Annotated in this window: 26 protein-coding genes and 1 tRNA gene; 19 read left to right on the plus strand and 8 right to left on the minus strand. The window is 64.6% G+C overall.

Features of this window, described 5'->3' with window-relative positions; all coding sequences use genetic code 11:
• Positions 1-29 precede the first annotated feature (29 nt).
• From HDC29_RS05660 to rdgB, 3 genes are all read left to right on the plus strand, one after another.
• On the plus strand, positions 30-830 hold the full coding sequence (locus HDC29_RS05660; RefSeq protein WP_179495231.1) for a dienelactone hydrolase family protein: 801 nt from the start codon (positions 30-32) through the stop codon (positions 828-830).
• Between the two features lie 48 nt (positions 831-878).
• Positions 879-1595 (plus strand): ribonuclease PH, encoded by a 717-nt coding sequence (rph, locus tag HDC29_RS05665; RefSeq protein WP_179495233.1) that lies wholly within the window; start codon positions 879-881, stop codon positions 1593-1595.
• 76 nt (positions 1596-1671) lie between these two features.
• Entirely contained in the window at positions 1672-2298 is a 627-nt protein-coding gene (rdgB, locus tag HDC29_RS05670; protein WP_179497272.1) for an RdgB/HAM1 family non-canonical purine NTP pyrophosphatase, read from the plus strand.
• Between the two features lie 13 nt (positions 2299-2311).
• Here the strand turns inward: rdgB and HDC29_RS05675 are convergent, their stop codons facing one another.
• Positions 2312-2548: a hypothetical protein gene (locus HDC29_RS05675; protein WP_179495235.1), complete on the minus strand. Its 237-nt coding sequence runs from the start codon at positions 2546-2548 to the stop codon at positions 2312-2314.
• A 77-nt stretch (positions 2549-2625) separates the two neighbouring features.
• Here HDC29_RS05675 and hemW point away from each other — a divergent pair, with 77 nt between their 5' ends.
• Together hemW and HDC29_RS05685 are read left to right on the plus strand one after the other, a co-directional pair.
• Entirely contained in the window at positions 2626-3771 is a 1146-nt protein-coding gene (hemW, locus tag HDC29_RS05680) for a radical SAM family heme chaperone HemW (RefSeq protein WP_179497274.1), read from the plus strand.
• 109 nt (positions 3772-3880) lie between these two features.
• Positions 3881-4771: a tyrosine recombinase XerC gene (locus tag HDC29_RS05685; protein ID WP_179495237.1), complete on the plus strand. Its 891-nt coding sequence runs from the start codon at positions 3881-3883 to the stop codon at positions 4769-4771.
• Here HDC29_RS05685 and HDC29_RS05690 read toward each other — a convergent pair.
• The 4 genes from HDC29_RS05690 to rsmI are packed head-to-tail and all read right to left on the minus strand — an operon-like array spanning position 4768 to position 7567.
• On the minus strand, positions 4768-5376 hold the full coding sequence (locus HDC29_RS05690; RefSeq protein ID WP_179495239.1) for a DedA family protein: 609 nt from the start codon (positions 5374-5376) through the stop codon (positions 4768-4770). The two genes, HDC29_RS05685 and HDC29_RS05690, sit on opposite strands and share 4 nt — an antisense overlap.
• Positions 5377-5398: 22 nt before the next feature.
• Complete coding sequence (gene gshB, locus HDC29_RS05695) at positions 5399-6349, minus strand: glutathione synthase (protein ID WP_179495241.1); 951 nt, start codon at positions 6347-6349, stop codon at positions 5399-5401.
• A gap of 10 nt (positions 6350-6359) precedes the next feature.
• Complete coding sequence (locus tag HDC29_RS05700; RefSeq protein WP_179495243.1) at positions 6360-6710, minus strand: YraN family protein; 351 nt, start codon at positions 6708-6710, stop codon at positions 6360-6362.
• Positions 6707-7567, minus strand: a complete 861-nt coding sequence (gene rsmI, locus HDC29_RS05705; RefSeq protein ID WP_179495245.1) for a 16S rRNA (cytidine(1402)-2'-O)-methyltransferase — start codon at positions 7565-7567, stop codon at positions 6707-6709. The genes HDC29_RS05700 and rsmI overlap by 4 nt, the downstream gene beginning before the upstream one ends.
• 61 nt (positions 7568-7628) lie before the next feature.
• Between rsmI and HDC29_RS05710 the strand changes: the two genes are divergently transcribed.
• Positions 7629-8765, plus strand: a complete 1137-nt coding sequence (locus HDC29_RS05710; RefSeq protein ID WP_179497276.1) for a penicillin-binding protein activator — start codon at positions 7629-7631, stop codon at positions 8763-8765.
• A 171-nt stretch (positions 8766-8936) separates the two neighbouring features.
• Positions 8937-9473, plus strand: coding sequence for a translation initiation factor IF-3 (infC, locus tag HDC29_RS05715; RefSeq protein WP_179495247.1), 537 nt, complete (start codon positions 8937-8939; stop codon positions 9471-9473).
• Between the two features lie 10 nt (positions 9474-9483).
• Here the strand turns inward: infC and HDC29_RS05720 are convergent, their stop codons facing one another.
• Entirely contained in the window at positions 9484-10182 is a 699-nt protein-coding gene (locus HDC29_RS05720; RefSeq protein WP_179495249.1) for an NRDE family protein, read from the minus strand.
• Positions 10183-10279: 97 nt separating this feature from the next.
• Here HDC29_RS05720 and HDC29_RS05725 point away from each other — a divergent pair, with 97 nt between their 5' ends.
• From HDC29_RS05725 to HDC29_RS05735, 3 genes are read left to right on the plus strand one after another with little or no spacing between them, the layout of a single operon-like run.
• Complete coding sequence (locus tag HDC29_RS05725; protein WP_179495251.1) at positions 10280-10834, plus strand: DUF4287 domain-containing protein; 555 nt, start codon at positions 10280-10282, stop codon at positions 10832-10834.
• 11 nt (positions 10835-10845) lie between these two features.
• The gene (locus HDC29_RS05730; RefSeq protein WP_179495253.1) at positions 10846-11454 is read left to right on the plus strand and encodes a TetR/AcrR family transcriptional regulator; all 609 of its coding nucleotides are present in this window, start codon (positions 10846-10848) and stop codon (positions 11452-11454) included.
• Between the two features lie 23 nt (positions 11455-11477).
• Complete coding sequence (locus HDC29_RS05735) at positions 11478-11915, plus strand: hypothetical protein (RefSeq protein WP_179495255.1); 438 nt, start codon at positions 11478-11480, stop codon at positions 11913-11915.
• 232 nt (positions 11916-12147) lie between these two features.
• Here HDC29_RS05735 and HDC29_RS05740 read toward each other — a convergent pair whose 3' ends face one another.
• Both HDC29_RS05740 and uvrB read right to left on the minus strand, forming a co-directional pair.
• Positions 12148-13653: a S10 family peptidase gene (locus tag HDC29_RS05740; protein ID WP_179495256.1), complete on the minus strand. Its 1506-nt coding sequence runs from the start codon at positions 13651-13653 to the stop codon at positions 12148-12150.
• A 97-nt stretch (positions 13654-13750) separates the two neighbouring features.
• The gene (gene uvrB / locus HDC29_RS05745; protein WP_179495257.1) at positions 13751-15937 is read right to left on the minus strand and encodes an excinuclease ABC subunit UvrB; all 2187 of its coding nucleotides are present in this window, start codon (positions 15935-15937) and stop codon (positions 13751-13753) included.
• Between the two features lie 89 nt (positions 15938-16026).
• Between uvrB and HDC29_RS05750 the strand changes: the two genes are divergently transcribed.
• From HDC29_RS05750 to HDC29_RS05790, 9 genes are all read left to right on the plus strand, one after another.
• Complete coding sequence (locus HDC29_RS05750) at positions 16027-16542, plus strand: DUF3617 domain-containing protein (protein WP_179495258.1); 516 nt, start codon at positions 16027-16029, stop codon at positions 16540-16542.
• A 503-nt stretch (positions 16543-17045) separates the two neighbouring features.
• A complete protein-coding gene (locus HDC29_RS05755) occupies positions 17046-18809 on the plus strand; it encodes a tetratricopeptide repeat protein (RefSeq protein ID WP_179495259.1) in 1764 nt (587 codons plus the stop codon).
• A gap of 218 nt (positions 18810-19027) precedes the next feature.
• Positions 19028-19264 carry an acyl carrier protein gene (locus tag HDC29_RS05760; protein ID WP_003039428.1) on the plus strand — a complete coding sequence of 79 codons (237 nt, stop codon included), beginning with the start codon at positions 19028-19030 and terminating at the stop codon, positions 19262-19264.
• A gap of 184 nt (positions 19265-19448) precedes the next feature.
• Positions 19449-20711 carry a beta-ketoacyl-ACP synthase II gene (gene fabF / locus HDC29_RS05765; RefSeq protein ID WP_179495260.1) on the plus strand — a complete coding sequence of 421 codons (1263 nt, stop codon included), beginning with the start codon at positions 19449-19451 and terminating at the stop codon, positions 20709-20711.
• Between the two features lie 285 nt (positions 20712-20996).
• A complete protein-coding gene (gene mltG / locus HDC29_RS05770) occupies positions 20997-21938 on the plus strand; it encodes an endolytic transglycosylase MltG (RefSeq protein WP_179495261.1) in 942 nt (313 codons plus the stop codon).
• Positions 21939-21966: 28 nt separating this feature from the next.
• A complete protein-coding gene (locus tag HDC29_RS05775) occupies positions 21967-22716 on the plus strand; it encodes an alpha/beta fold hydrolase (RefSeq protein ID WP_179495262.1) in 750 nt (249 codons plus the stop codon).
• A 230-nt stretch (positions 22717-22946) separates the two neighbouring features.
• A complete protein-coding gene (locus HDC29_RS05780) occupies positions 22947-23432 on the plus strand; it encodes a 2'-5' RNA ligase family protein (RefSeq protein ID WP_179497278.1) in 486 nt (161 codons plus the stop codon).
• 61 nt (positions 23433-23493) lie between these two features.
• Positions 23494-23570 (plus strand) — tRNA-Met (locus tag HDC29_RS05785).
• A gap of 401 nt (positions 23571-23971) precedes the next feature.
• On the plus strand, positions 23972-26347 hold the full coding sequence (locus HDC29_RS05790; RefSeq protein ID WP_179495264.1) for a TonB-dependent siderophore receptor: 2376 nt from the start codon (positions 23972-23974) through the stop codon (positions 26345-26347).
• Positions 26348-26356 lie beyond the last annotated feature (9 nt).

Here is a 26356-nt window from a genome sequence, read left to right on the forward strand (position 1 = left end):
CATAGCCTTCCGCTTCGGGGGAGAAAATCATGACGACGCCACCGCTAAACCGCGACGACCCGCTCGACGATTTCGACCATCGCGACATCACGCTGCTCGGCCGTAAACACCGCGTCTATGTGACGGGCGGCGGCCCTGCCGTCATCGTGATGACCGAAATGCCAGGGATCAGCCCGCATGTCGCGCGCTTCGCGCGCTGGGTCCGCGACGCCGGCTTCACCGTCTATATGCCGCATATCTTCGGGAGGGACGGCGCTGTGCCGCGGGCGCCTCGCATGTTGTTCACGATGATCGGTGGCTGCATCAGCCGCCAGTTCCGCGCCTTCCAGGCGAATGAAAGCTCGCTCGCCACCTTATGGCTGCGTGCGCTCGCGGCGCAGGCGCATACAGAATGCGGCGGGAAAGGCGTCGGCGCGATCGGCATGTGCTTTACCGGCAATTTCGCATTGTCGATGATGCTCGAACCCGCTGTGCTCGCGCCGGTGCTGGCGCAGCCGTCGCTGCCGCTCAATGATCCGGCGGGGATGCACATCGCCCCCGCCGAACTGGCGGCGGTGAAGGCGCGGATGGAGGCCGAGGACCTGAGCGTGCTCGCCTATCGTTTCGAGGGCGACAAATATTGCAAGGCGGCGCGCTTCGCGGCCTACCGGGATGCGCTCGGCGACCGTTTCATCGGGAAGGTGCTGCCCGACAGCGCCGCGAACCCCGACAGCCCGATGAAGAACCCGCACAGCGTCGTCACCATCCACCTGATCGACGAAGCGGGCCAGCCGACGGTGCAGGCGCGCGACGAAATCCTCGATTTCTTCAAGATGCGGTTGAGCCAATGAGGCCGGCGGCCTAAGGGCCACCGCAATCACCAATCGAAAGGATATCCCATGCGCCCTTCCGGCCGTGCGCCCGACCAGATGCGCCCCATCGCGATCGAGACCGAATTCACCATCCATGCCGAGGGCAGCGTGCTCGTCAGCTTCGGCAACACCAGGGTGCTGGTGACCGCCAGCGTCGATGAAAAGGTGCCGTCGTGGATGCGCGGCAAGGGCGCGGGCTGGGTCACCGCCGAATATGGCATGCTGCCCCGCGCGACGCACACGCGCGGCAGCCGCGAAGCGGCGAAGGGCAAGCAGTCGGGACGGACTCAGGAAATCCAGCGGCTTATCGGCCGCAGCTTGCGCGCGGTCGTCGATATGAAGAAGCTCGGCGAGCGCCAGATCATCATTGATTGCGACGTGATCCAGGCCGACGGCGGCACGCGCACCGCGTCGATCTCGGGCGCGTGGGTCGCGCTGCGCCTCGCGGTCGACAAGCTGCTTGCGGCGAAATTGCTCGCCGAGGATCCGATCGAGGACAAGGTCGGCGCGATCTCTTGCGGCATCTACAAGGGCACGCCCGTTCTCGACCTCGACTATGACGAGGATTCGGTTGCCGAGGCCGACGGCAATTTCGTGCTGACCGGCAAGGGCCAGATCGTCGAAGTGCAGGCGAGCGCCGAGGGGGCGACCTATGACGAAGAAGGCCTGCTTCGCCTTCTCCGCCTCGCACGCATCGGCTGCGGAGAAATTTTCGCGGCGCAGGACAAGGCGACGGGGCGGTAAACCTCCTTTCGTCACCCCCGGCAAAGAAATAGATGCCGGATCAAGTCCGGCATGACGAATTTCGAGAGGTTCGATGATGGCTCATCGCAAACTGCAACCCGGAAAGCTGGTCATCGCCAGCCACAATGCGGGCAAGGTACGCGAAATCCGCGCGCTGCTCGAGCCCTTTGGAATCGAGCCTGTGTCGGCGGGCGACCTTGGCCTGCCCGAGCCCGAGGAGACGGGGACGACATTCCGCGAGAATGCGCTGCTGAAGGCGCATGCGAGCGCGTCGGCCGCAGGCTTGCCCGCGCTGGCCGACGACAGCGGGCTCGAGGTCGCCGCGCTTGGCGGGCGGCCGGGTGTCTACACCGCCGACTGGGCCGAGCGGCAGGTCTTCGAAGGTCCGCCCGGCCGCGACTGGTATATGGCAATGGGCAAGGTCGAAGGCCTGCTCGCCGAACAGGGGCCCGATGTTGACCGCAGCGCTTGTTTCGTCTGCACCCTCGCGCTCGCATGGCCCGACGGCCATGCCGAGGTTTTCGAGGGCAGGGCGCAAGGCAGCCTGACCTGGCCGCCGCGCGGCAAACTGGGGTTCGGTTATGATCCGGTGTTCGTTCCGGTCGGCAAGTCCCTGACTTATGCGGAGATCGATCCGGCGGAAAAACATGCGATCAGCCACAGGGCCGATGCATTTGCCAAACTGGTCGCGGGGGTGTTTTAAAGCCGCGGCGACATCAGGTGCGAAACCTGATCTTGCCTTCAACCTTGATGAAGCGCGACCGGTTGCCTTTCTCCTGCATATCCCACAGCGCCTGTTTGCGGCATTCGGGATCATGGTTGATACGACGGGCGACGAGCCTGCGCATTTCTTCGTCGGCAAAGATCAAATCGTGGGCGCCGTCGATGCTCACGCCAAATTTCTCGCGGGTTCGTTTGACGAGCTCGACGAAATCCCGATTGCCAATATCCATAAGTCCCTCCGGCATCGCGTTCCGGAGATCAACCTACCCATGCAGACAATCACGGAAAAGTGACTATATCGCCCCGCATGGCCGAACCGCTCGCCCTTTATGTCCATTGGCCGTTTTGCGTGTCCAAATGCCCCTATTGCGATTTCAACAGCCATGTGCGCGAGAGCGTTGATCAGACGGTTTGGCGTGGCGCGCTGCTTGCGGATTTGCGCCACGAGGCTGCGCTGCTGCCGGATCGCCGTGTCGGGTCGATCTTCTTCGGCGGCGGCACGCCGAGCCTGATGCCGCCCGCGACGGTCGCGAGGGTGATTGCCGAGGCGGAGGCGCTGTGGGGTCTCGCGGACGATGTCGAGATCACGCTCGAGGCGAACCCCAATTCGGTCGAAGTCGCCAATTTTGCCGACCTCGCCGCCGCCGGGGTCAATCGGGTTTCGATAGGTGTTCAGAGCTTCGATGCCGAAGTGCTTGAATTTCTTGGCCGCGCGCACAGTGAAGATGAGGCACGCCGCGCCATCGCAACCGCGCAGGAGCATTTTGCGCGAGTCAGCTTCGACCTGATCTATGCCCGGCCCGGTCAGACGATGGCGGCGTGGGAAAGCGAACTTGCGGGCGCGCTGGCCTTTGGCACCGATCATCTTTCGCTTTACCAACTCACCATCGAGCCCGGCACGCGCTTTGCGACGCTCGCCGCGAAAGGCGACCTCACGATCCCCGATGGCGATACCGCCGCCGACCTGTTCGACGCGACGCAGGCGATGACGCGTTCGGCCGGCCTGCCGCGTTACGAAGTGTCGAACCATGCGCTTATCGGGCAGGAAAGCCGCCACAATCTCGCCTATTGGCGTTACGCCGATTATGCGGGCGTCGGGCCGGGGGCGCATGGTCGACGCCTTGGGCAAGCGACCGAACGGCACAAGAAGCCCGAGAATTTCATCGCGGCTGTGACACGCAACGGCCACGGTCTGAAGGTCGAAGCCGACCTGCCGGCGCAGGAGCGCGCAACCGAGGCGATGCTGATGGGGCTGCGGCTGACCGAGGGCATCGACCTGGCGCGGATCGAAGCGCGCAGCGGGCTGCCCCGCGACGCATTCGTCGATGGCGAAGCCGTCGCGCGGCTGGAAAAGCAGGGGCTGATGCGATCCGAGGGGGCACGGCTGGCGGTAACCGACGACGGCATCTTGCTGCTCGACTCGATCCTTTCCGAGGTGGTCAAAACCCACTAGCTTGCCCCAGATCCGTTCGTGGCGAGCGAAGTCGAGACACCGCTCGATCTTACGCTTCGCCGAAGGGCATCTCGACTTCGCTCGATGCGAGCGGGAATGGGGACATGGTTTGGCGCAAGATTTGATCCGCGACTGGGACGCCCATCTGGCGCATGAAAAGCGCCGGTCGGAACATACACGCCGTGCCTATATTGCGACGGCGGAGCGTTTTTGCGCCTTCCTGTCGCGACATCGCGGCGGCGCGGTCGATGCGCGCATTATCAAGGCGCTGACCCCGAACGATTTGCGCGCCTATCTCGCCGAGCGCCGTGCTGAGGGGCTCGGCAATGCGTCGGCCGCGCGCGAGCTTTCGGCGCTGCGCAGCTTTCTGCGCTTCGTGGGCGGATCGAACGCCAGCGTGCCGCAGATGCGCGGGCCCCGGGTCAAGAAGGGGCTGCCGCGGCCCGTCGCTCCCGCCGAGGTGCTCCGCCTCGCGCATGATGTCGAGGATAATGCCCGCGAGGGCTGGGTCGGCGCGCGCGATTTCGCGCTGCTGCTCCTGCTGTATGGCGCGGGGCTGCGCATCGGCGAGGCGCTCTCGCTCACCGGTGCAGTCCTGCCGCTCGGCGATACGCTGCGCGTCACCGGCAAGCGCAGCAAGACGCGGATTGTGCCGATCCTGCCCGTGGTTGCGGGTGCGGTGTCGCGCTATGTCGAGGCCTGCCCCTGGCCGATCGGGAAGGACACGCCGCTGTTTCTCGGCGCGCGGGGCGGGCCGCTGGCGCCCGGCGTCGTGCGCGCCAATGTGCGTTCGGCGCGGCTCGCACTCGGCCTGCCCGAACGCACGACGCCGCACGCGTTACGCCACAGCTTTGCCACGCACCTGCTCGCGGGCGGGGCCGATCTTCGAAGTTTGCAGGAATTGCTCGGCCACGCGAGCCTTGCCTCGACGCAAGTCTATACCGCGGTCGACGCGGCGCACCTGCTCGATATTTACCGGTCGGCGCACCCGCGCGCCTAATCGCGGCGCGGCTTCGGCTTCCAGGTGATGACGCGGTAGATATAGAGGGCGATCAGCGACCCGATCGCGACGAGTGCGAGCGGACCGACGAAGGCGTCGAGGTTCGCGAACTGCTTGCCGAACCAATTGCCCGCGCCGGCGAGCGCGGCGATCCAGATCGTCGAGCCGGCGGCGGTCCAGATCAGGAATTTCAGCTGATTCATCCGCACCATGCCCGCGGGCAGCGACACCATCGTTCGCGCGACGGGCATGAAACGCGCGATGAACACGATGGCGGGGCCATATTTCAGGAAGAAATTGTGCATCCGTTCGACCTCGTCCCAGTCGAGTGTCAGCCAGCGCCCGTGGCGGTCGATAAAGGGTTTCAGCCGTTCGTAACCGATCCAGCGGCCGATCGCGTACCAGATCCAGTTGCCCGCCGTCGTGCCCGCGACCGCGACGGCGACGAGCGTCCAGAAATCGAAGCGGCCCTGCGCGACGGCGATCCCGCCGAGTCCCATGATCACTTCGGACGGGATCGGCGGAAACACATTCTCGATGAACATGAGGATGAAAATCCCCGCATAGCCCCAGCTCTGGATCAGGTTCAGGATGAAATCGGTCATGGGGGAGCAACGCTTCGCGCGGTCAGCCGATGCGTCGCTTGATCGCGTCCCAGATCATTCCCGCCGTATCGCTGTTGTTGAAACGGTCGATCGCGACGATCCCGGTGGGTGAGGTGACGTTGATTTCGGTCAGCCACTCGCCGCCGATCACGTCGATCCCGACGAAAACCAGTCCCCGCTCGCGCAGCTGCGGCCCTAGCACATCGCAGATTTCCTGTTCGCGCGGAGTGAGCTCGGCGGCCTCGGCATAGCCCCCGACCGCGAGGTTCGATCGGAATTCGCCTTCGCCGGGCTTGCGGTTGATCGCGCCCGCGACTTCGCCGTCGACGAGCACGATACGCTTGTCGCCCTGGCTGACGCTCGGCAGGAATTGCTGGACCATGAAGGGTTCGGGCCACACCTGTCCGAACAGCTCGACGAGCGCGCCGAGGTTGCCGCCGTCGGCGTCGACGCGGAATACCGCCTTGCCGCCGTTGCCGTGGAGCGGCTTGATCACGACCGCGCCGTACCGCGCCTGGAAATCCTTCACCGCGTCGAGGTCGCGTGTGACCATCGTCGGCGGCATGAACTCGGGAAAGTCGAGCACGAACACTTTTTCGGGGGCGTTGCGGACCGAGACGGGGTCGTTGACGATCAGCGTCTCGCCCGCGATCCGTTCGAGCAGCCAGGTGCCGGTGAGATAGCCGAGGTCGAAGGGCGGATCCTGCCGCATCAGCACGACATCGACATCACGGCCGAGGTCGATCAGCACTTCGTCGCCGAACTTGTAATGCGCGCCGTCTTCGCGCTGCGCTTCGATGATACGGTGCGCCTTCGTCGTCAGCCGCCCGGCCTCCCACGTCAGGCCGCGAACATCGTAATGATAAAGCTCGTAGCCGCGGTCGAGCGCCTTCAATATCAGATGGAAGCTGCTGTCGCCCCCGATGTTGATGCCATCCATCGGGTCCATTTGTACCGCGGCGCGCAGGGTCATTCGATCTTCCTCAGGGTTGCCAGACGTGGACCAGATGGCGTGGCAGGCGCCGTGGTGCAAGGAGCATCACGTCGATGCGAATGTCGTCGCGTGGGCTGGCGAAGCGCGGAGCGAGCATTTCGGCCGCCGCGGCGACGCGGCGCAGCCGGTATTGGTCGATCGCCAGGTCGAGGTCGGCGGCACGGTCGCGCCATTTGACTTCGATGAAGGCGACCGTTCGCCCGCGCCGCGCGACAAGGTCGACTTCGCCGACCGGAACGCGAAGCCGTTCGCCCAGGATGCGCCAGCCGTGGAGGCGCAGCCACCAGGCGGCGCGGCGCTCGGCCTTGCGCCCGCGCGCCTCGGCGGCGGCGCGGTTCAATCCTGCTCTTTCAGCGTCAGCGCACGCGCATAAACCGCGTGCCGATCGAGCCCGAAGCGTTTGGCGACCGCTTTCGCTGCCTGCGCGACGGGCTTGTCCGCCATCGCTTCCCGCAATGCGGCGTCCAGGGTGTCGTCGTCGGCTTCCTCGGCCAGCGCTTCGCCGGGCGGGCCAACGATGACCACGATCTCTCCCTTTGGCGGCGCGTCGGCGTAACGCGCGGCAAGCTCGCTCAGCGTGCCGGTGACGCATTCCTCGAACATCTTGCTGATCTCGCGCGCGACCGCCGCCTCGCGGTCGCCGAGCCCTTCGGCCATTGCTGCCAGCGATGCTGCAAGCCGCGGCCCGCTTTCGTAAAACACCAGCGTCGCACGCAATCCGGCGAATTCTGCGAGCGTGTCGGCGCGCGCCTTGGCCTTGTTCGGCAGGAAACCCGCAAACAGGAAGCGGTCGCTCGGCAGGCCCGACAACGTGATCGCGGCGATCGCGGCGCAAGGGCCGGGCAGGGTGGTGACATGGCGTCCCGCCGCACGGGCATCGCGCACCAGCTTGTATCCCGGGTCCGAAATCAGGGGGGTGCCGGCGTCCGACACCAAAACGACAACTTCGCTCTCCATACGCGCAACCAGCGCGGCGCGGGTGCGTTCGTCGCTATGATCATGATAGGGGGTCATCGGCACACGCAAACCCAGATGCGACAGCAGTTTCGCGGTCACGCGCGTATCCTCCGCGGCGACCACGTCGGCGGCGGCGAGCGTTTTGGCCGCGCGCGCGCCGATGTCGCCAAGGTTGCCGATGGGCGTCGCGACGATATAGAGACCGGGCAAGGGAGAATCTGAGATGTTCGAATCTGGCATGACGCCGAAAATGGCAGAAACTGCCGACCAGCGCCAAAACAAAGCACCGCCGCGTCGCCAGATGCTGCGCGGGTTCGGCGTGATGGCGATGGCGGGGCTGCTCGCGGCGTGCCAGGTGGTTCCGAAAACCGGCGGCCCTGCCACCCCGCCGCCGCCGACCAACCCCGACGACAATGTCGGCCCCGGCCTGCCGACCGACACCGACCGCCACCGTGTCGCGCTGCTCGTTCCGCAGACCGGACCCAACGCCGACGTCGGCACCGCGATCGCCAATGCGACAACGCTGGCGCTGCTCGATACGCGCACCGAACGCGTGCGCATCACAACCTATGACACCGCGCTCGGCGCCGCCGCGGCGGCGCGGCAGGCGGTCGCCGATGGCAACAAGCTGATCCTCGGGCCGCTGCTCAGCGAGGATGTCTCGGCGGTGGCGCCGATCGCACGCGGGGCGAAGGTTCCGGTGCTGAGTTTCTCGAACGACAGCAGCGTCGCGGGCAACGGCGTCTTCATCATGGGCTTCGTCCCCGGCCAGTCGGTCGAGCGCGTCGTCGCCTTTTCGCGCGCCAAGGGGCATCAGCGCTTCGGCGCGCTCGTGCCCAAGAATGTCTATGGTGACCGTTCGGCAGCGGCGTTCCGCGCCGCGGTCGCCGAGGCGGGCGGAACACTGGTTGCCGTCGAAAGCTATGACCGCAGCGCGACTGCGCTGTCGGGTGCGGCGCGGCGGCTCGCCAATGCCGGCGCGATGGATGCGGTGCTGATCGCCGACAGTGGCGGCAATGCGATCCGCGCCGTCCCCGTGATCAAGGGAGCGGGCAGCAAGCAGATCCTCGGCACCGAACTCTGGAACACCGATGCGGCGCTGGGCAGCAATGCCGCGATGCGCGGGGCATGGTTCGCCAGCGTCTCCGACGGCCTCTATCGCCAGCTTGCGACCAAATATCGCAGCCGTTTCGGCCGGACGCCCTACCGTCTCGCCAGCCTCGGCTATGATTCGGTCCTGCTGACGGTGCGCATCGCGCGCGACTGGAAACCGGGCAGCAATTTCCCGACGAGCCGCCTGCTTGCCGCCGACGGCTTCGGCGGGATCGACGGCATCTTCCGCTTCAGCAACCGCGGCATCGCCGAGCGCGCGCTCGAGGTCAGCGAAATCGGGGCCGGCGGCTTCCGCGTGATCGATCCGGCGCCGACCAAATGGTGAACTGCGATTGACAGTGGCAGGCCGGCCACAGTTGGCCGAAAACCGGTATCGGAAAAGCGCGGCGGTCTTTACGCCGACGCGGCGATCACTATATGACAATCGCGCGTGTTCCGGCGTCGATTCCGCACGCCTGTTTACAATGTTTCAGGAGATACAGCTATACCACCGCCCATGACCCGTCGCCCGATGGCACCGATGCCGCCTAAAAACGGTCCGCGTTACAATGAATTTATCGCCTCCCCCAAAGTCCGCGTGATCGACGAGGAAGGCGAAAATCTGGGCGTGATGCTGACGGCCGAAGCGATTGAGCAGGCGGCCGAGGTCGGGCTCGACCTGGTGGAAGTATCTCCCAACGCCGATCCGCCGGTGTGCAAATTCCTCGACGTCGGCAAGTTCAAGTACGAGGCGCAGAAAAAGGCGAACCTCGCGCGCAAGAGCCAGAAGACCCAGGAAATCAAAGAGATCAAGATGCGTCCGAATATCGACGATCATGATTTCGACGTGAAGATGAAGAAGGTCTTCGACTTCCTAGAGGAAGGCGACAAGGTCAAGATGACCATGCGCTTCCGCGGCCGCGAGATGAGCCACACCCAGCTTGGCCTCAACGTGCTCCAGCGCGTCGCCGAACTGACGTCGGAAATCGCGAAGGTCGAGGCGCATCCGCGCACCGAAGGCCGCCAGATGCTCATGGTGATCGCGCCGAAATAATTTCGCTGGCTCAGCCGGTATGAAATTCGAGGGCGGTCGCTCCAGCGGGGCGGCCGCCCGCTTCGTATCGGCGCTCGATCATTCGGACCGCGCCGTCAGCCGACACGAGCACGAGCGTCGAGGCGCGCGTGCCATAGATATCGCCGCGCAGGAAGAGCCCGGGGTCGTCCTCGGCCATCAGCGTGTCGAGCAGCTTTTCGGGGTCGGTACCCGCCGCGCCGGCCATTTCGAGCGCGCGGCGCAGCCGCTCGGCGCGCGGGCAGGGGGTATCGACCGGCTCGTTGGCGAGCGCGTGGACGCCGGGTTCGAGGGGCATGATCAGGGGAACCGGCCGGTTGGTGAGCAGCCGGGCCGCACCGGCATCGACCGCGAACAGGTTGAACGCGTTGAAGCGCGGCAAATCTTGGGCGTCCGGCGCTGCGAAACGCCCTTCGCCGCGCAGCAGGTCGTACACGAGTGCGCCGCGCGATTCCTTCGCCGGATCGGGCATCGCGCCGCGGACGTTGGTGACGACGACGGTGCGGCCGCTCGGGCGGTGAACGCCAAGCCAGGTCCCGCCCGCCTGCAGGTCGCGCCCGGCGACGATGCCGCTGTCCCCGTCCCAGATGTGGAGCGGCGCAGCGGGCCGTGCGTGGAACTCGTCGCGGTTGCCGACAAGGATGAGCGGCCAGTCGGGATGGGCGCGATGGGCGAGGGCGACGACGCACATGCTGCGCATATCGGGGCTGACCGTCCGCTTGCCAAGCCTCTTGACAAAATGCTTGGTTGAATGTTCAATCAACTCATCTTGACGAGGGAGGACGGCGATGGCCGACGAATTCGAGAAGATGGGCGAAAGCCTCAAAGCGAAGACCGGCAAGGGGCTCGACGAATGGGTCGCCGCCGCGCGCGCCGCCGGCATCGCCGGCCACATGGCGTTGGTCAATCACCTGAAAAGCGAACATGGCCTCGGCCACGGCTATGCCAATATGATCGTCCATGCCGCCAATAAGTCCTCCGCGTTGTCGCAGGATGATGACGTGCTGGTCGATGCGGCATTCGAAGGGGCGAGGGCGCATTGGCGGCCGCTTTACGACCGGCTGATCGCGCAAGTGCAGGCCTTCGGCGGCGACGTCGAACTTGCTCCCAAGAAGGGCTATGTCAGCCTGCGCCGCAAGAAGCAGTTCGCGCTGCTCCAGCCGTCGACCAAGGATCGTTTCGATATCGGCCTCGCGCTCAAAGGCGAGGAGCCTGCCGGCAGGCTCGAACTTGCGGGTAGCTGGAACGCGATGGTCTCGCACCGCATGCGCGTCGCCGCGGGCGAAGAGGCGGGCGATGATGTCGCGGGCTGGCTCCGCGCCGCCTATGATCGTGCGGGCTAGGAGGGGCCGCCGTGAACGCCACCGACACGCGCAACCGCATCCTGATGACCGCGATGGAGCTGTTCTGGGAGAAGGGCTATCTCTCGACGTCGGTGTCCGACATTCTCTCGCGTAGCCAGGTGCACAGCGGCAGCCTCTATCATTTCTTCCCCGGCAAGCAGGATGTTCTCGTCGGCGTGCTCGAACTCTATCGCGACGGGATCGACGAGATGCTGCTCGCGCCGAACTGGGAGGGAGTCGACGATCCGATCGAGCGCATCTTTGCGCTGCTGGCCGGCTATCGCACGCACCTGATCGTGACCGATTGCACCTACGGCTGCCCGATCGGCAGCCTTGCGCTCGAAATCCACGAGCCCGACCCGGTGGTGCGCGATCTGATGGCGGCGAATTTTTCGAACTGGTCGGCGGCGATTGCGGGCTGTTTCGATGCCGCGGCCGATCGCCTGCCGAAGGACTCCGATCGCAAGGCGCTCGGCGAATTCGTGCTGACGGTGATGGAAGGTGCGGTGATGCAGGCGCGCACCTATCGCGACATCGGCTATTTCGATCGTAACATCGCTGTATTGCGTGACTATATCACCACATTGATGGCGGCGGCAAAGCGTGATAGCTTCGCCTGATCTTTCTGGAGGGGGAGACGAATATGAACGAAGCCGTGAAAACGCCGTGGCACCTGTGGGCCGTCGGCATCATATCGCTGCTGTGGAACGCATTCGGTGCATTCGACTATGTGATGACCAAACTCAAGAACCCCGAATATATGGCGGCTTTCACCCCCGAACAGCAGGCCTATTTCTACAGCTTCCCGCTGTGGGCGAATCTCGGCTGGGCGCTGGGCGTGTGGGGATCGGTGCTGGGCTCGATCCTGCTGCTCGCGCGCAGCCGCCACGCGGTGACCGCCTTCCTGCTCTCGCTCGTCGGCCTTGCGATCAGCAGCGTCTATCAGTTCGGGATGCACTATGGCGACCTGGAGCGGATGTTCGGGACTTTCCCGATGATCTTCACCGCGGTGATCTGGGTCATCGTGATCGCGCTGTTCCTTTATGCGCGCGCGCAGGCGGCAATGGGTGTGCTGCGCTGAAGATACCCGCCTTGGGGCGTATCCCCGACCTTCCGTTATTCATCATCCCGGCCTGCGCCGGGATGACGGTGAGGAGACTATCCTCCTTGTCGCGTAGCGATGGGGAGGTGGCAGCCCCCCAAGGCTGACGGAGGGGCCAGGCGCGCAAGCGCTCGCTGACGCCTCGCGGCCCCTCCCCCACGCCTCCCCATCGCTGCGCGACAGGGAGGAGCTTGTGGCAACCCGCCGCGCCTCAGCGCGCGCGGATAAAGGCCCGCACGTCTTCGGACAATTTATGCCGGTCCTCGTCGCGGATATACATCATGTGGCCGGCGCCATAATAGGTGTAGCTGATGCGATCCTGCGGGATGCCGGTACGCGACAGCGCATATTCGGCGGCGAAAAACGGCGTGGCGAAATCATAATAGCCCTGCGCGACAAGGACTTTCAGCCCCGAATTTTCGCGCAGCGCCTGCCCGATATAGGGCGCGACGTTCAGATAGGAGTTGGTGTCGCGGTCGCCGATCCGCCAATCCCACTGGCCGCCGATCCGGCCGATTGACTGATATTCGCGATCGGTCTTGAACCCCAGCCCGTCGCGGCTCCAGCTGTTGATCGCGGCGGTATAGCTCGCATCGATGCCGTAAAAGCTGGGGTCGTTGTCGGGGCCTTCGCCCGCGCTGTCATAATCCTTGCCGGTATAGCGGCTGTCCAGGCGCCCGACGGTGAGGCCGCGGTCGCGGAGCAGTTCCTTGTAAAAGCGCTGCGGCGTGACGCGCAGATCGGCCTGTTCGAGATAGGTTTCGGAGAGGCCGGTGAAGCGCGACAGCTCGCGGCGGATCGCGGCGCGCTCCTCGCCCTGCAATTTCTGACCCTTGAGCAGCGCCGAAGCATAGGGACCGATCGCCCATTGCCGTGCTTCCTCGACGAAGGTCTCGACCGACGGCGCGGTCGCCTTGCCATGATAGAGCGCGGTCGCGGCCATCGAGGGCAGGTTGGTGATCGGCGACAACTCGTTGCCCGGCGTGTCGGCGCCCGCGGCGAAATCGAGCACGGTCGAGATCAGGATGATGCCGTTCAATGCGACGTCATTGTACGTCTCGTTCATCAGCTGGTTGGCGACCGCGGCCGAACGTGTCGTGCCATAGCTTTCGCCGCCGAGGAACTTGGGGCTGTTCCAGCGGCCATTGTCGTTCAGCCAGCGACGGATCACCTCGGCGACCAGCTTGGCATCCTGCGTCACCCCGTAATAATCCTTGGGGTCGGCCTTGCCGATCAGGTGCGAGAATCCGGTGCCCGGCGGATCGATGAAAACGACATCGGTGACGTCGAGCAGCGCATCGGGATTGTCGACGATCGGATAGGGCGGGGCGCCGTCATCGACGCCGGTGCCGGGGATCGCGACGCGCTTCGGCCCGAACGCCCCCATCATCAGCCAGACGGTGCCCGACCCCGGGCCGCCGTTGAACAGGAAGGTGATCGGCCGGCCGGGGTCGCGCGGCTCCTTGATGTAGGAAGTGGTGACGACCGCCACCTCGGGCACGCCATCCTTGTTCTTGATGATCGTCTCGCCGATCGTCGCGGCATAGTTGATCCGCTGCCCGCCGAAGGTGCCCGATAATTTGGTGGTACGGACCTGCGGCTCATAATCGGCGTGCTTTTCGGCCTTCGGCTTGTCGTCGGCCTTGTCCTGCGCGTGGAGCGCGGCGGGCGCGGTAAAGGTAAGCGCCAAGGCTATGAGCGAAAGACCCGATTTCATAAATATATCTCCCCGATTGCGGGGCGACCCTATGCAGCGGGCGGGGAGGCGGCAAGGCTACTTGTCGGTTACAGTCGGGCTTCTGTCGAAGTGATGGTCAACGCCCCCACTTCGTCTTGCTCTGCTTCCCGAACCGCCCCTTCCTTGTTCCCGGCTTGCCCTCATTCGAGCGCCCCACGCGCGGCGCGACCTGCTGGTCCGGCGGCAGTCCCAGTTCGTCGGCCTCCAGCTTTCGGATTTCGTCGCGCAGGCGGCCGGCTTCCTCGAACTCGAGATCGGCGGCGGCGTCGCGCATCTTCTTTTCGAGTTCCTGAATGTAGGCGCGGAGGTTGTGGCCGACCATGTGCGCGGGCTTGTCTTCGCCGATGTCGATGACGACGCCGTCCTTCGACGCGACATGCGCGATGATGTCGCCGATGTTGCGCTTGATCGTCGTCGGGGTGATGCCGTGTTCGGCGTTATACGCCTCCTGCTTTTCGCGGCGGCGGTCGGTCTCGCGCATCGCGCGTTCCATGCTGCCCGTTATGCGGTCGGCATAGAGGATGACGCGACCGTCGACGTTGCGCGCGGCGCGGCCGATCGTCTGGACGAGGCTGGTTTCGCTGCGCAGGAAGCCCTCCTTGTCGGCGTCGAGGATCGCGACCAGCCCGCATTCGGGAATGTCTAGTCCTTCGCGCAGCAGGTTGATGCCGACGAGCACGTCGAACACGCCCAAGCGAAGATCGCGGATGATCTCGATGCGCTCCAATGTCTCGACGTCCGAGTGCATGTAGCGGACCTTGAGGCCCGCCTCGTGGAGGAATTCGGTGAGGTCTTCGGCCATGCGCTTGGTCAGCGTGGTGACGAGCGTGCGGTATCCCGCCGCGGCGGTCTTCTTCGCCTCGGCGATCAGATCGTCGACCTGCTCCTCGACGGGCTTGATCTCGACCGGAGGGTCGATCAGGCCGGTCGGGCGGATCACCTGTTCGGCGAAGACGCCCTGCGTGCGCTCCATTTCCCACGTTCCGGGGGTGGCTGACACGCTGACCGTCTGCGGGCGCATCATGTCCCATTCGGCAAAGCGCAGCGGCCGGTTGTCGATGCAACTCGGCAGGCGGAAGCCATATTCGGCCAGCGTGATCTTGCGGCGATGGTCGCCCTTCGACATCGCGCCGATCTGCGGGATCGTCTGGTGGCTCTCGTCGACGAACAGCAGCGCGTTGTCGGGCAGATATTCGAAAAGGGTCGGCGGCGGCTCGCCGGGCAGGCGGCCGGTGAGGAAGCGGCTGTAATTCTCGATCCCCGCGCAGCTGCCGGTGGCGGCGATCATCTCGAGGTCGAAATTGGTGCGCTGCTCGAGCCGCTGCGCTTCGAGCAGGCGGCCTTCGGCCTCCAGTTCCTTCAATCGCTCGGCGAGTTCGTGGCGGATCGCCTCGCTTGCCTGCTTGAGCGTCGGACCCGGCGTGACATAGTGGCTGTTCGCAAAGACGCGCACGTAGTTGAGGCTTGCGATCTTCTTGCCCGTCAGCGGGTCGAACTCGGTAATCTCCTCAATCTCGTCACCGAAGAAACTGACGCGCCAGGCCATATCCTCATAGTGCGACGGGAAGATTTCGAGGCTGTCGCCGCGGACGCGGAAATTGCCGCGCGCGAACGCCTGATCGTTGCGCTTGTACTGCAGCGCGACGAGCTTGCGGATGATTTCGCGGCTGTCGGCGACCTGGCCCTTTTTCAAGTCGAAGATCATCGCCGAATAGGTCTCGACCGACCCGATGCCATAGAGGCAGCTCACCGATGCGACGATGATCACGTCGTCGCGTTCGAGCAGCGCGCGCGTCGCCGAGTGGCGCATCCGGTCGATCGCTTCGTTTACCGAGCTTTCCTTCTCGATATAGGTGTCCGACCGCGGGACATAGGCCTCGGGCTGGTAATAATCGTAATAGCTGACGAAATATTCGACCGCGTTGTTCGGGAAGAAGCTCTTGAACTCGCCATAAAGCTGCGCCGCGAGGATCTTGTTCGGCGCGAGGATCAGCGCGGGCCGCTGCAGCTCGTCGATCACCTTCGCCATCGTGAAGGTCTTGCCCGATCCGGTGACGCCGAGCAGCACCTGGTCACGCTCGCCGTCGAGCGCGGTCGATACGAGTTCCCGGATCGCGGTCGGTTGATCGCCCGCCGGCTCATAGTCGCTAACCAGTTCAAATCGTTTGCCGCCTTCGACCTTTTCGGGGCGCGCGGGGCGATGGGGAACATAGCCTTCGGCGGTTTCGATTTCGTCGAGCGAGGTGCGAATCTGGATTGCCATCGCCGGTAATATGGTATCGATGGGGCGGGTCCACAATCGCAATGAACAGAACAACGCCCCCTAAACGGTTCATCACAGGAGACAGGGTTATGAAGAAATTTCTGACGGTCGCCGCCATCGGCGCGCTGGTCGCGGTGGCGGGTTGCAGCGACAAGGCCGAAAATGCCGGCGGCACGGTGAAGCGCGAGGCCGGAAACTGGAAAACCGACGTCAAGCTCGTGAAATTCGAGGTCCCCGGCATGCCGCCCGAAATGAAGGATGGCATGACGAAGATGATGGAAGGCGCCAGCGGCCTGGACCAGTGCTTCACGCAGGAGCAGGTCGACAAGGAAGACATCACGTCCGAACTCGCCAAGGGGCCGAACGGCGGCGGCGAATGCACCTGGTCGAAAAAGGAGGTCGCGGGCGGCAAGATCGACGTTGCGGGCACCTGCACGCAGAACGGTCAGACGGTCGATATGGCGATGACCGGCACGATGGCGGCGAAAAAGACCGACGTCACCGTCACGACCAAGGGCAAGGTGCCCACCGGCGGCGACATGGAAATGGTCATGCAGCTGACGAGCACGCATACCGGCCCGTGCAAGGCCGCGACGACGACCTGATTTTACCGGTTGTTTCAACGAACGACAGGGGCGTCAGCGGAAACTGGCGCCCCTTTTCTTTGGGTTCCAGCAGTGCGAGTGGCCGCGCGCTATATTCGGATCGGTGAGTTATCGACTTGCCGGGCGACAGAACAGGTGGGGCTGTCGGGCCGCCCGGCAAAGTCTTGAATGAAGCCTGAGGGGGATCGAAAGGTGCCAGGGACCAGCTCGCACCATTCGCCTTTTGGCTTCACACCGCGTCATCGCAAGGATGTCGCGATGCCCGGAAGGATGACAGAGTTTCGGCTATGCGGCAGTTACAAGGGGTCACATCGTGGAATGTTGCCGTTTGATAACCAATCCTTAACCTGATTTCGCGTTTTTCCTTGCGGATTGGCGGGACGTTTTTCTTCTGATATGGCTCAAGGCTGCCGTGTTACCGTTACGTCAAAGTAACAACGGGTGGCCGCGCCGGCCGATTGGCGTATCTACCGCACCGCCCGTCGGGGGTATTTGAGGGTAGCATGGACCAGGCGAAAGCGAACGAGACACAGGATCCCGGCGAGGTCGACCGGATCATCGCCGAAGAACTCGAGAGGCTGCTCGATTCCCCGATGTTCACCCGGTCGCCGGTGCTGTCGCGGCTGCTGCAATTTCTTGTCGAACACCGCCTGCGCGGCGGTCGCAGCTCACCCAAGGCCTATGCGATCGCGACCGAGGCATTGGGGCGCAGCGACGATTTCGATCCCGCCGTCGACAGCTATCCGCGCGTCATGGTCGGGCGGCTGCGCAGCCTGCTCGACCGCTATTACGCCGACACGCCCTGGGTTCACCGCCTGCGCGTACCGCAGGGCAGCTACGAAGTCGTCGTCCAATATCGCTCCGCGCCGCCATCGGGACGGTCGGCCGACGATCCGGCCGATGAAGATGACGTCAAGGCCGCAGCGGTGCCGCCCGCGCCCGCCCGTTCGCCCAGTCCGGGGCGGCCGTCGCGCACCCGCGATCATGGATACCGTTTCGGCCGCTGGATCGTCGTGCTCGTCCTCCTCGCGCTCGCGCTTTTTACCTTGTGGACGCTGCGCGGAGGCTCCGGCCGGCTCTTCGTCGGCGATCCGGTGCCCGTTCCGCTGCTTGAGGTCAGCCCGCCCGCAGCCGGCAATTTGCCGCAGTCGCGGGCGCTGGCGCGCGCGCTCGACGGCAAGTTGCGCGACGGGCTGCGACGGTTCGATCTGATCGACCTGTTGAGTTCGAAGGCGCCGGGCAGTGTCGAGGCGCGAACGGGGGATTATCGTCTCGACACCTCGCTCGTGCGCACGGTCGAAGGCGACACCGATGTCACGCTCGTCCTCAACCGCGTCGCCGACCAGCGCGCGATCTGGTCGCAGCAGATGCGTCTGTCCAGCGACGAAACCCCCGAATTCACCGCCATCGAACCGCTGATCGCCCAGCTTGCCGGCGATTATGGGGTGATCGTGCGCGATCAGGTCCAGCGCCAACCCGACAATTTCGCGGCGGGCTTTCCGTGCCTCGCGCAGTTCAACCGGCTGCGCCAGATGCGCAACGCGTCGGCTGCGAAGCGGGTCGACGCTTGCTTGCGCGCGACGATCGAGGCGACGCCGCGCGACCCGGTCGCGCTGACCGCGCTGTCGCTCGTGCGCTATGGGGACTGGCAACCACAGCGCCTGACCCCGGCGGGCCGCGAAGCGCTCGGTGAAGCGCGCGCGCTTGCCCTGCGCTCCTATGAAAGCAGCCCCAATTCGTCGGCGGGCCTGTTCGCGATGGCGCGGGCCAATTTCTACTCGGGCAATTGCGCGGGCGGCAATGCGATGGGCGACGCCGCGATTGCGCTCAACCCCTATGACGCCGACATGCCGGGCTTTCTCGGCCTGTTCAAGCTGGCGTGCGGGCAGGCGGAAGAGGGCGAGACGTTGCTCCGCCGGTCGCTGCAACTCGATGCTTCCTACCCCGGCGTGCCCGCGGTCACGCTGGCCTTTGTCCTGTCGCAGCGCGGCGAGCAGGAGGAAGCGCGCCGGATTCTCGACCATATGCCTTCGCCGAGCAACATGGAGCCGCAATTCATGATGGTGCGCGCCATCGTGATCGCGCGGCAGGGCGATGTCGCCGAGGGCCGCGCGCAATGGAAGCGCCTGGTCGCCTATACGCGCCAGCCGGCGGACGCGACGCCCGAAGCCGTGCTCGGCCGCTTCATGATCACCCCGGCGGTGATCCAGCGCGCGTCGGATGCGCTGCGCGATTCAGGGGTCGTGCCAGCCAAAACCGTATCCTAGCGGCGAAACGCGGCGAACCGATCCGTTCCACCTTGAACGGAGCGATGGCACCTCCTATTTCCCGACGCATGTGCGCAAGAGGGGCGGAAAGGGGACATCTTCGGCCTGTATCGCTGCGGAAGAAGGGCCGGCTGACGCCAGCCCTCTTGCCAGTCCCGCCCACGGGCACTAGGGCAATTTTCAACATTCACGACATAGTCAGAAAAAAGGAACTGTGCATGAGCGATTCGGCCGAAAAGGTTAAAAAGATCGTCGTCGAACATCTGGGCGTCGAAGCCGACAAGGTCACCGAGGAAGCGAGCTTCATCGACGATCTGGGTGCCGACAGCCTCGACATCGTCGAACTGGTGATGGCGTTCGAGGAAGAATTCGGCGTCGAAATCCCCGACGATGCGGCGGAAAAGATCGCCACCGTCAAGGACGCGATCGACTATATCGAAGCGAACAAGGGCTAAAGCCCTGCGATCCGGCGTTGCCGGATGCGGCGGCGACGCCGTCCACGCATTTCCGGCTCCCCGGTCTCGAGCGCTCGTGCGCAGCGACCGGGGAGCTTTTTTTATGCGCGCGGCTCCTCTAGAAGCGCGCCGACGGTAATGACGCGGCACCCTGCGGGGGCAGGGGCCGATGAAAGGAATGACTATGCGCCGGGTTGTGGTGACGGGTTTGGGTTTGGTGACGCCGCTGGGCGGGGATGTCGAAACCAGCTGGAAAAATCTGATCGCGGGCAAATCGGGCGCCGGCACGATCACCCATTTCGATGCGTCGGACCAGAAATGCACGATCGCGTGCGAGGTGAAGGGGCCGGATCATGAATATGGCTTCGACCCCGGCAAGCGCGTCGATCACAAGGTTCAGCGCCAGGTCGATCCCTTCATCATCTTCGGCATCGACGCCGCAGGCCAGGCGCTCGAAGACGCGGGCCTCACCGAACTCACCGAGGAGCAGAAGGTGCGCGCTGGCTGCTCGATCGGGTCGGGCATCGGGGGCCTGCCGGGTATCGAGAGCGAAAGCCTGCTGCTCGCCGAAAAGGGGCCGGGCCGCGTGTCGCCGCACTTCGTCCACGGCCGCCTGATCAACCTGATCTCGGGCCAGGTCAGCATCAAATATGGCCTGAAGGGCCCGAACCATGCGGTCGTCACCGCCTGTTCGACCGGCGCACATTCGATCGGCGACGCGGCGCGGATGATCAAGGACGACGATGCCGACATCATGCTCGCGGGCGGCGCCGAGGCGACGATCTGCCCGATCGGCATCGCCGGCTTCGCGCAGGCGCGCGCGCTCAACATGAGCTATAACGACCGTCCCGAACAGGCGAGCCGCCCCTATGACAAGGATCGCGACGGCTTCGTGATGGGCGAGGGCGCAGGCGTCGTCGTGCTCGAGGAATATGAGCATGCCAAGGCGCGCGGCGCCAAGATCTATGCCGAGGTCGTCGGTTACGGCCTGTCGGGCGACGCCTATCACGTCACCGCGCCCGATCCGCAGATGGACGGCGCTTTCCGCTCGATGCAGGCGGCGCTCAAGAAGGCGGGAATGACCCCCGCCGACATCGACTATATCAACGCCCACGGCACCTCGACGATGGCCGACACGATCGAACTCGGCGCGGTGAAGCGCCTGTTCGGCGACGCGATGGCCAATGTCTCGATGAGCTCGACCAAATCGGCGATCGGCCATCTGCTCGGCGGGGCGGGCGCGGTTGAGACGATCTTCTGCATCCTCGCGATCCGCGACCAGATCGTCCCCCCGACGCTCAACCTCGACAATCCCGACGAGGGCACCGAAGGCGCCGACCTGGTCCCGAAGGTCGCGAAGAAGCGCAAGGTGAAGGCCGCGCTGAACAACAGCTTCGGCTTCGGCGGCACCAACGCCAGCTTGATCGTCAAGGCGGTCGAAGACTGATTTTAGAACCCTCCCTGTCGCGAAGCGATGGGGAGGGGGACCGCTCGCGTAGCGAGTGGTGGAGGGGCCGCGACGTCGCGCCATTGCCCCTCCGTCAGCCGCTAGGCGGCTGCCACCTCCCCATGGCCTTCGTCCACAGGGAGGATGAAAACCCTCTTTCCTACATTGTCTTGCCATGCTCTATCACCCTGTCGCCAGGCCCCTGCTTAAAGCGACAAAGGAGACAGTCGGACATGCGCATCCGTATCTTTTTTCTCCTTCAGGAAGCGCATTGGGGAGTTTAGGGTGCATCGGTTCCGCTGGCTGACGATTGCGATCTTGGCATTGTCTCTCGCCGCCTGCTCGGGCGGCGCGCCGAAGGATGCCGAGATCGTCGTCCCGCCGGGCGCGAGCATCGCGAAGGCGGGCGAAATTCTCGAGGACGCGGGCCTCGTCTCGGCCTCGAGCTTTCGCAACCAGGCGCGCTTCTTCGGGTCGGACGAGCCGATCAAGCCCGGCGAGTACAAGATCGAAAAGGGGATGGACGCGGGCGACATCCTCGCGCTGTTCCAGTCGGGCAAGACGATCCAGCGCCTCGTCATGATCCCCGAAGGCATGCCCTCGATCATGGTATGGGAACGGCTGAAGGCCGAAAAGCGGCTGAAGGGCGACATCCCGGTGCCCCCCGAGGGCAGCATCCTTCCTGACAGCTATGCCTTTACCACCGGCGAAACCCGCGCCGCGGTCGTCAAGCGGATGCAGGCGGCGATGGACAAGGCCTTTGCCGAACTCTGGGCGAAGCGCAGCCCGCGCACCGCGGTAAAGAACCGCAACGAGGCGATGACGCTGGCGTCGATCGTCGAAAAGGAAACCGCGGTCGCGGCCGAACGCCGCACCGTCGCCGGCGTCTATACCAACCGGCTTGGTGTGGGCATGCGGCTGCAGGCCGATCCGACGATCATCTATCCGATCACCAAGGGCAAGCCGCTTGGCCGCCGCATCCTGCGCTCCGAAATCCAGGCGGTGAACGGCTACAATACATATAGCATGGCCGGCCTGCCCAATGGGCCGATCGCGAATCCGGGCAAGGCGTCGATCGCGGCCGTACTCGACCCCGAGGCGAATGATTATCTTTTCTTCGTCGCGAAAGGCGACGGCAGCCATGTTTTTTCCCGAACGCTCGCCGAGCACAACGCCAATGTCCAGAAATGGTATGCGCTCCGCCGCGAACGCGGGGAAATGGAATAGCTACGCCCATTCCGAAGCGGAGGGACCGATGACCGCAAAGCTCTTCATTCATGGGGTTCCCGATAGCCCCGCGATCTGGCGGCCTTTGATCGCCGCGCTCGACCTCGGCGATACGCCGGTAGCGGTCCCGGCACTTCCCGGCTTCACTGCGCCGCTCCCCGCCGGCTTTGCCCCGACCAAGGAGGCCTATGCCGACTGGGCGGCCGCGCAGGTCGAGGCGCTGCACGCCGCGCACGGCCCGATAGACATTGTCGGCCATGACTGGGGTGCGCTGATCGCGCAGCGCGTCGCGATGCTGCGCCCCGATCTGCTCCGCAGTTGGACGATCTCGAATGCCGTGATCGATCCCGACTATCGCGGGCATCGCATCGCGCGCATCTGGAACACCCCCGTGCTCGGCGAAATCTTTATGGCGCTCAGCAGGGCCGACAAGCTCGCCGACGGGCTCGCGGCGCAGGGCATGCCCGCTGACATCGCGCGCGAGGAGGCCGAGCAATGGAAGAACAGGGACAAGCGCCGCGCGATCCTCAAACTCTATCGCTCGGCCAAGGGGCTCAGCTTCGAGCATGACTGGGCGCTGGACATTCCGAAGCTGCCCGCGAATGGCGCGCTGATCTGGGGCGAGGGCGACCCCTATGTCGAGCTGTCGGTCGCGCGCCGCTACGCCGCGAACACCGGCACACCGCTGACGGTGATCGAAGGGGCGGGGCATTGGGCGATCGCCGAGCGCCCCGCCGAGGTCGCCGCAGCGCTCCATGCTTTCTGGAACGGCTTGTAAAGGCAGGGTAATTTTATTTCATCGATTTGAACGATTATTGTGACGGGATAAATCGATTGGAGCGCACAGCCGATCTGGCGCAAGGAATGGATCTCGAGAAAGGGCGTCCTGTGGACGATGGCAAATCTCCCCCGAAATTGCCTCGGCCATCCCTTTCCGAAGCAGATGGCCCGGGCTTCCCCCCTCCCTACCGGACCACTGGCGCCGTGCCCATCATCGCAACCGCGACGATGGGTGCGGCGGACCAGCGCTTTTTCGACGCGCTGCGTCGCGCGCATTTCCCGCCCGAACGCAATCATCTCGCGGCGCATATCACGCTCTTTCATCAGTTGCCGCCGTCGGGCCTCGACGAGCTGGAACGTCTGATCCGCGCGATCGCGGCTGATACGCCGCCGCCCGCGGCAATGCTGCGCGAAATCTATTCGCTGGGGCAGGGCGTCGCTTTCCGTATCGAAAGCCCCGATTTGCTCGCGATTCGGGCGCGCATCGCCGAGCGGTTGGCCGGAATGCTGACCGCGCAGGATCAGGGCGTGCCGCGGCTGCACATCACCGTGCAGAACAAGGTCGCCGCGGCCGAGGCGCGGGCGCTGCTCGCCGAATTGACGTCCGATTTCCACCCGCGCCCGATCGCGATCACGGGACTCGCCGCGCATCATTATCGCGGTGGCCCATGGGAGCCGGCTTTTGCACGCAGTTTCCGGGGGCGGCGCAGATGATATTGACCGGCGCCGCGAGCCTGCTTATAGGCGCGGCTCGCCCGATGCGGCGGCCTTTCGGGGCGGAGTAGCTCAGCAGGTTAGAGCAGCGGAATCATAATCCGCGTGTCGGGGGTTCGAGTCCCTCCTCCGCTACCAAGTCATATAAAATATTGAAATAATGGGATTTTCTATTCACAGAGCGGCCGCCACGCTTGTAGGCTCGCCTGGGTAACTCGTTGATATTCCGAACGCATATCCGGCCAGAAGCCCGTGAATCGCGGTCCAACCCTTCCCTCCGGGCGTATCGTTGGCCGCACTAGAAGGCTGCTATGTGCCTGAAACCGGTCAAACGGGCTCGTCTCCGGATGCTTTAAAGCAGACCCTCAAATCGCGCGGTCTTTCCGAATATGCTTTGCTGCCTCTCGCTAGGATGAGCGGTCCGCAGGTGCCCCTCATCCAAACTAACCCATCGATCGACACCTGTTTGTCACAATGAATTCCTAGGGCGCGACCGCAACCAGAACATAACTCTCCCCGTCGAGATCCAAGGAGCATCCATGAACAGCCTTACCGCCTGCGCGCTTGTCGCGCTGCAATTTGCTGCGCCCGCGGTGGCCGCGGCCCAAGAGATGACTCCGGCCGGCTCCGAAGGCGTCGAGGGCGACATGATCATCGTCACCGGCACGCGCGACGCGCGGCGGACCCAGTTCGACACGCTGGCCCCGATCGACGTCCTGTCGGGCAAGGCGATCGACAACAGCGTGTCGAACGATCTGTCGGACACGCTCGCCCAGCTCCTCCCTTCGTTCAACGTCCAGCGCCTGCCGGCGGCTGACGGGCAGGCGTTCGTCCGCCCCGCGACGCTCCGCGGCCTCTCGCCCGACCAGACGCTCGTCCTCGTCAACGGCAAGCGTTATCATCGCTCGGCCTTGCTCGGCACGCGCGGCGCGCAGGCCGCCGACCTCGCCACCATCCCGAACCTCGCGATCAAGCGGATCGAAGTGCTGCGCGACGGCGCATCGGCGCAATATGGGTCCGACGCGATCGCGGGCGTTATCAACATCATCCTCGACGACCAGCCCGGCATGACTGCGTTCGGCCAATATTCGAGCTATTATGAAGGCGACGGTCAAAGCTACCAGACCGGCGGGCAGGGCGGCGTCGCGCTTGGCGATCGCGGCACTTTGGTCTTCACCGGCGAATTTTCAAAGTCCGATGCGACATCGCGCACGCGGCAGCGCCCCGACGCCGAAGCGTTCCAGGCCGCGAACCCGGACCTCGACGTGCCGAACCCGGTGCAGCGTTGGGGCCAGCCCGATCTCCGCTCGGTGCGCGGCGCGGTGAACGCTGATTACGAGATTGTCGATGGCGCGACCGTCTATGCCTTTGGCACCGTCGGGAGCGGGGAGGGGGTTACCGATTTCAACTGGCGCAACCCCGTGGGTACCGGAAACGTGTACAACCCGAGTACGGCATTCCCCGGTTTCAGTTTCAACAGCCTGTATCCGGCGGGCTTTACGCCGCGTTTCGGCACGAAATATGACGATTTCCAGACCGCCGGCGGCGTGCGCGGCGCGGCTGGCGATGCGTTCACCTATGACCTCAGCGCGGCGCTGGGGCGCAGCCGCATCAATTATAATATGAGCGAATCGCTCAACGCCTCACTCGGACCCGACAGCCCGACCAGCTTCTATCTCGGGCGGTTGATGCAGCGCGAGTTCAACCTGAACGCCGATTTCGTCTATCGCCTGCCGCTTGGCATGGCCGAGCCGGCGAATATCGCTTTCGGTGCAGAACGGCGCAAGGAAACCTACGCCATCCGGCCCGGCGATCCCGCGTCCTATGCGATCGGTCCCGGCGCGGCGACGGGGCTCGCCCCGAACAGCAACGGCTTTCCGGGCTTCAGCCCGCTCAGCGCGGGCGAATGGTCGCAGACCAGCTATGCCGGCTATGTCGATGTCGAGGTTCGGCCGGTCGAGATGCTGACGCTCGGCGCGGCGGGGCGTTACGAGGATTTCTCGGCCTTTGGCGACACGTTCAACTACAAGCTGTCGGCGCGCCTCGAACCCGTGACCGGCGTGGCGCTGCGCGCGACCTATTCGACCGGTTTCCGCGCGCCTACCCCGGCGCAGCTCAACGCGCTCACCACCAGCCAGGGGCTCGACACGACAACGTTGCAGATTTTCAACACCGGGCGGCTGTCGCCGAGCGACCCGATCGCGATTGCGCTCGGCGCCAAGCCGCTGACCCCCGAAAAATCGCGCACGCTGACCGCGGGCCTGACTTTTCAGTCGGATTTCGGGCTGACGGGCAGCATCGACGTCTATCAGATCAAGCTGCGCGACCGTTTTGGCCAGTCGAGGACCTTTGCGGTGCCGGCGGACCTGCCGAATCCGCAGCGTTTCACGGCGGTCACCTATTTCACCAATGACTTCGACACGCGCACGCGCGGCGTCGATGTCGTGCTTGCCTATGCGCGCGACGTCGGGCCGGGCAAGGCCGACATCAGCCTGGCCTACAACTATAACCAGACACGGGTGACGAGCGGCACGGGCGCGTCGATCGGGAATGAAACGCAGCGGGTGCTGTTCGAAGACCGCCTGCCCAAGCATAATGGCACCGCTTCGCTCGGCTATACGATCGGCCGTTTCGGATTGCAGGGCCGCGCGCGCTATTATGGCGCGTGGACCGACGTCAGCGGCAACGCGACGGGCGAGGTCTTCCAGCGCTTCGGATCGATGGTGATGTTCGATCTGTCGGCGAGCCTGCAACTGAACGATCATCTGTCGATCCGCGCCGGGGCTGAGAATATCTTCGACACCTATCCCGACGAAGCGACCAACCAGGCGGTGCGTGGGCTCATCTATTCGCGCAATGCCCCCTATGACACCGACGGCGGCCAATATTATGTTCGCCTCGGGATCACCTTCTGACGCAAAGGG

It is taken from the genome of Sphingopyxis sp. JAI108 (genome assembly GCF_013410105.1).
Taxonomy (GTDB): domain Bacteria; phylum Pseudomonadota; class Alphaproteobacteria; order Sphingomonadales; family Sphingomonadaceae; genus Sphingopyxis; species Sphingopyxis chilensis.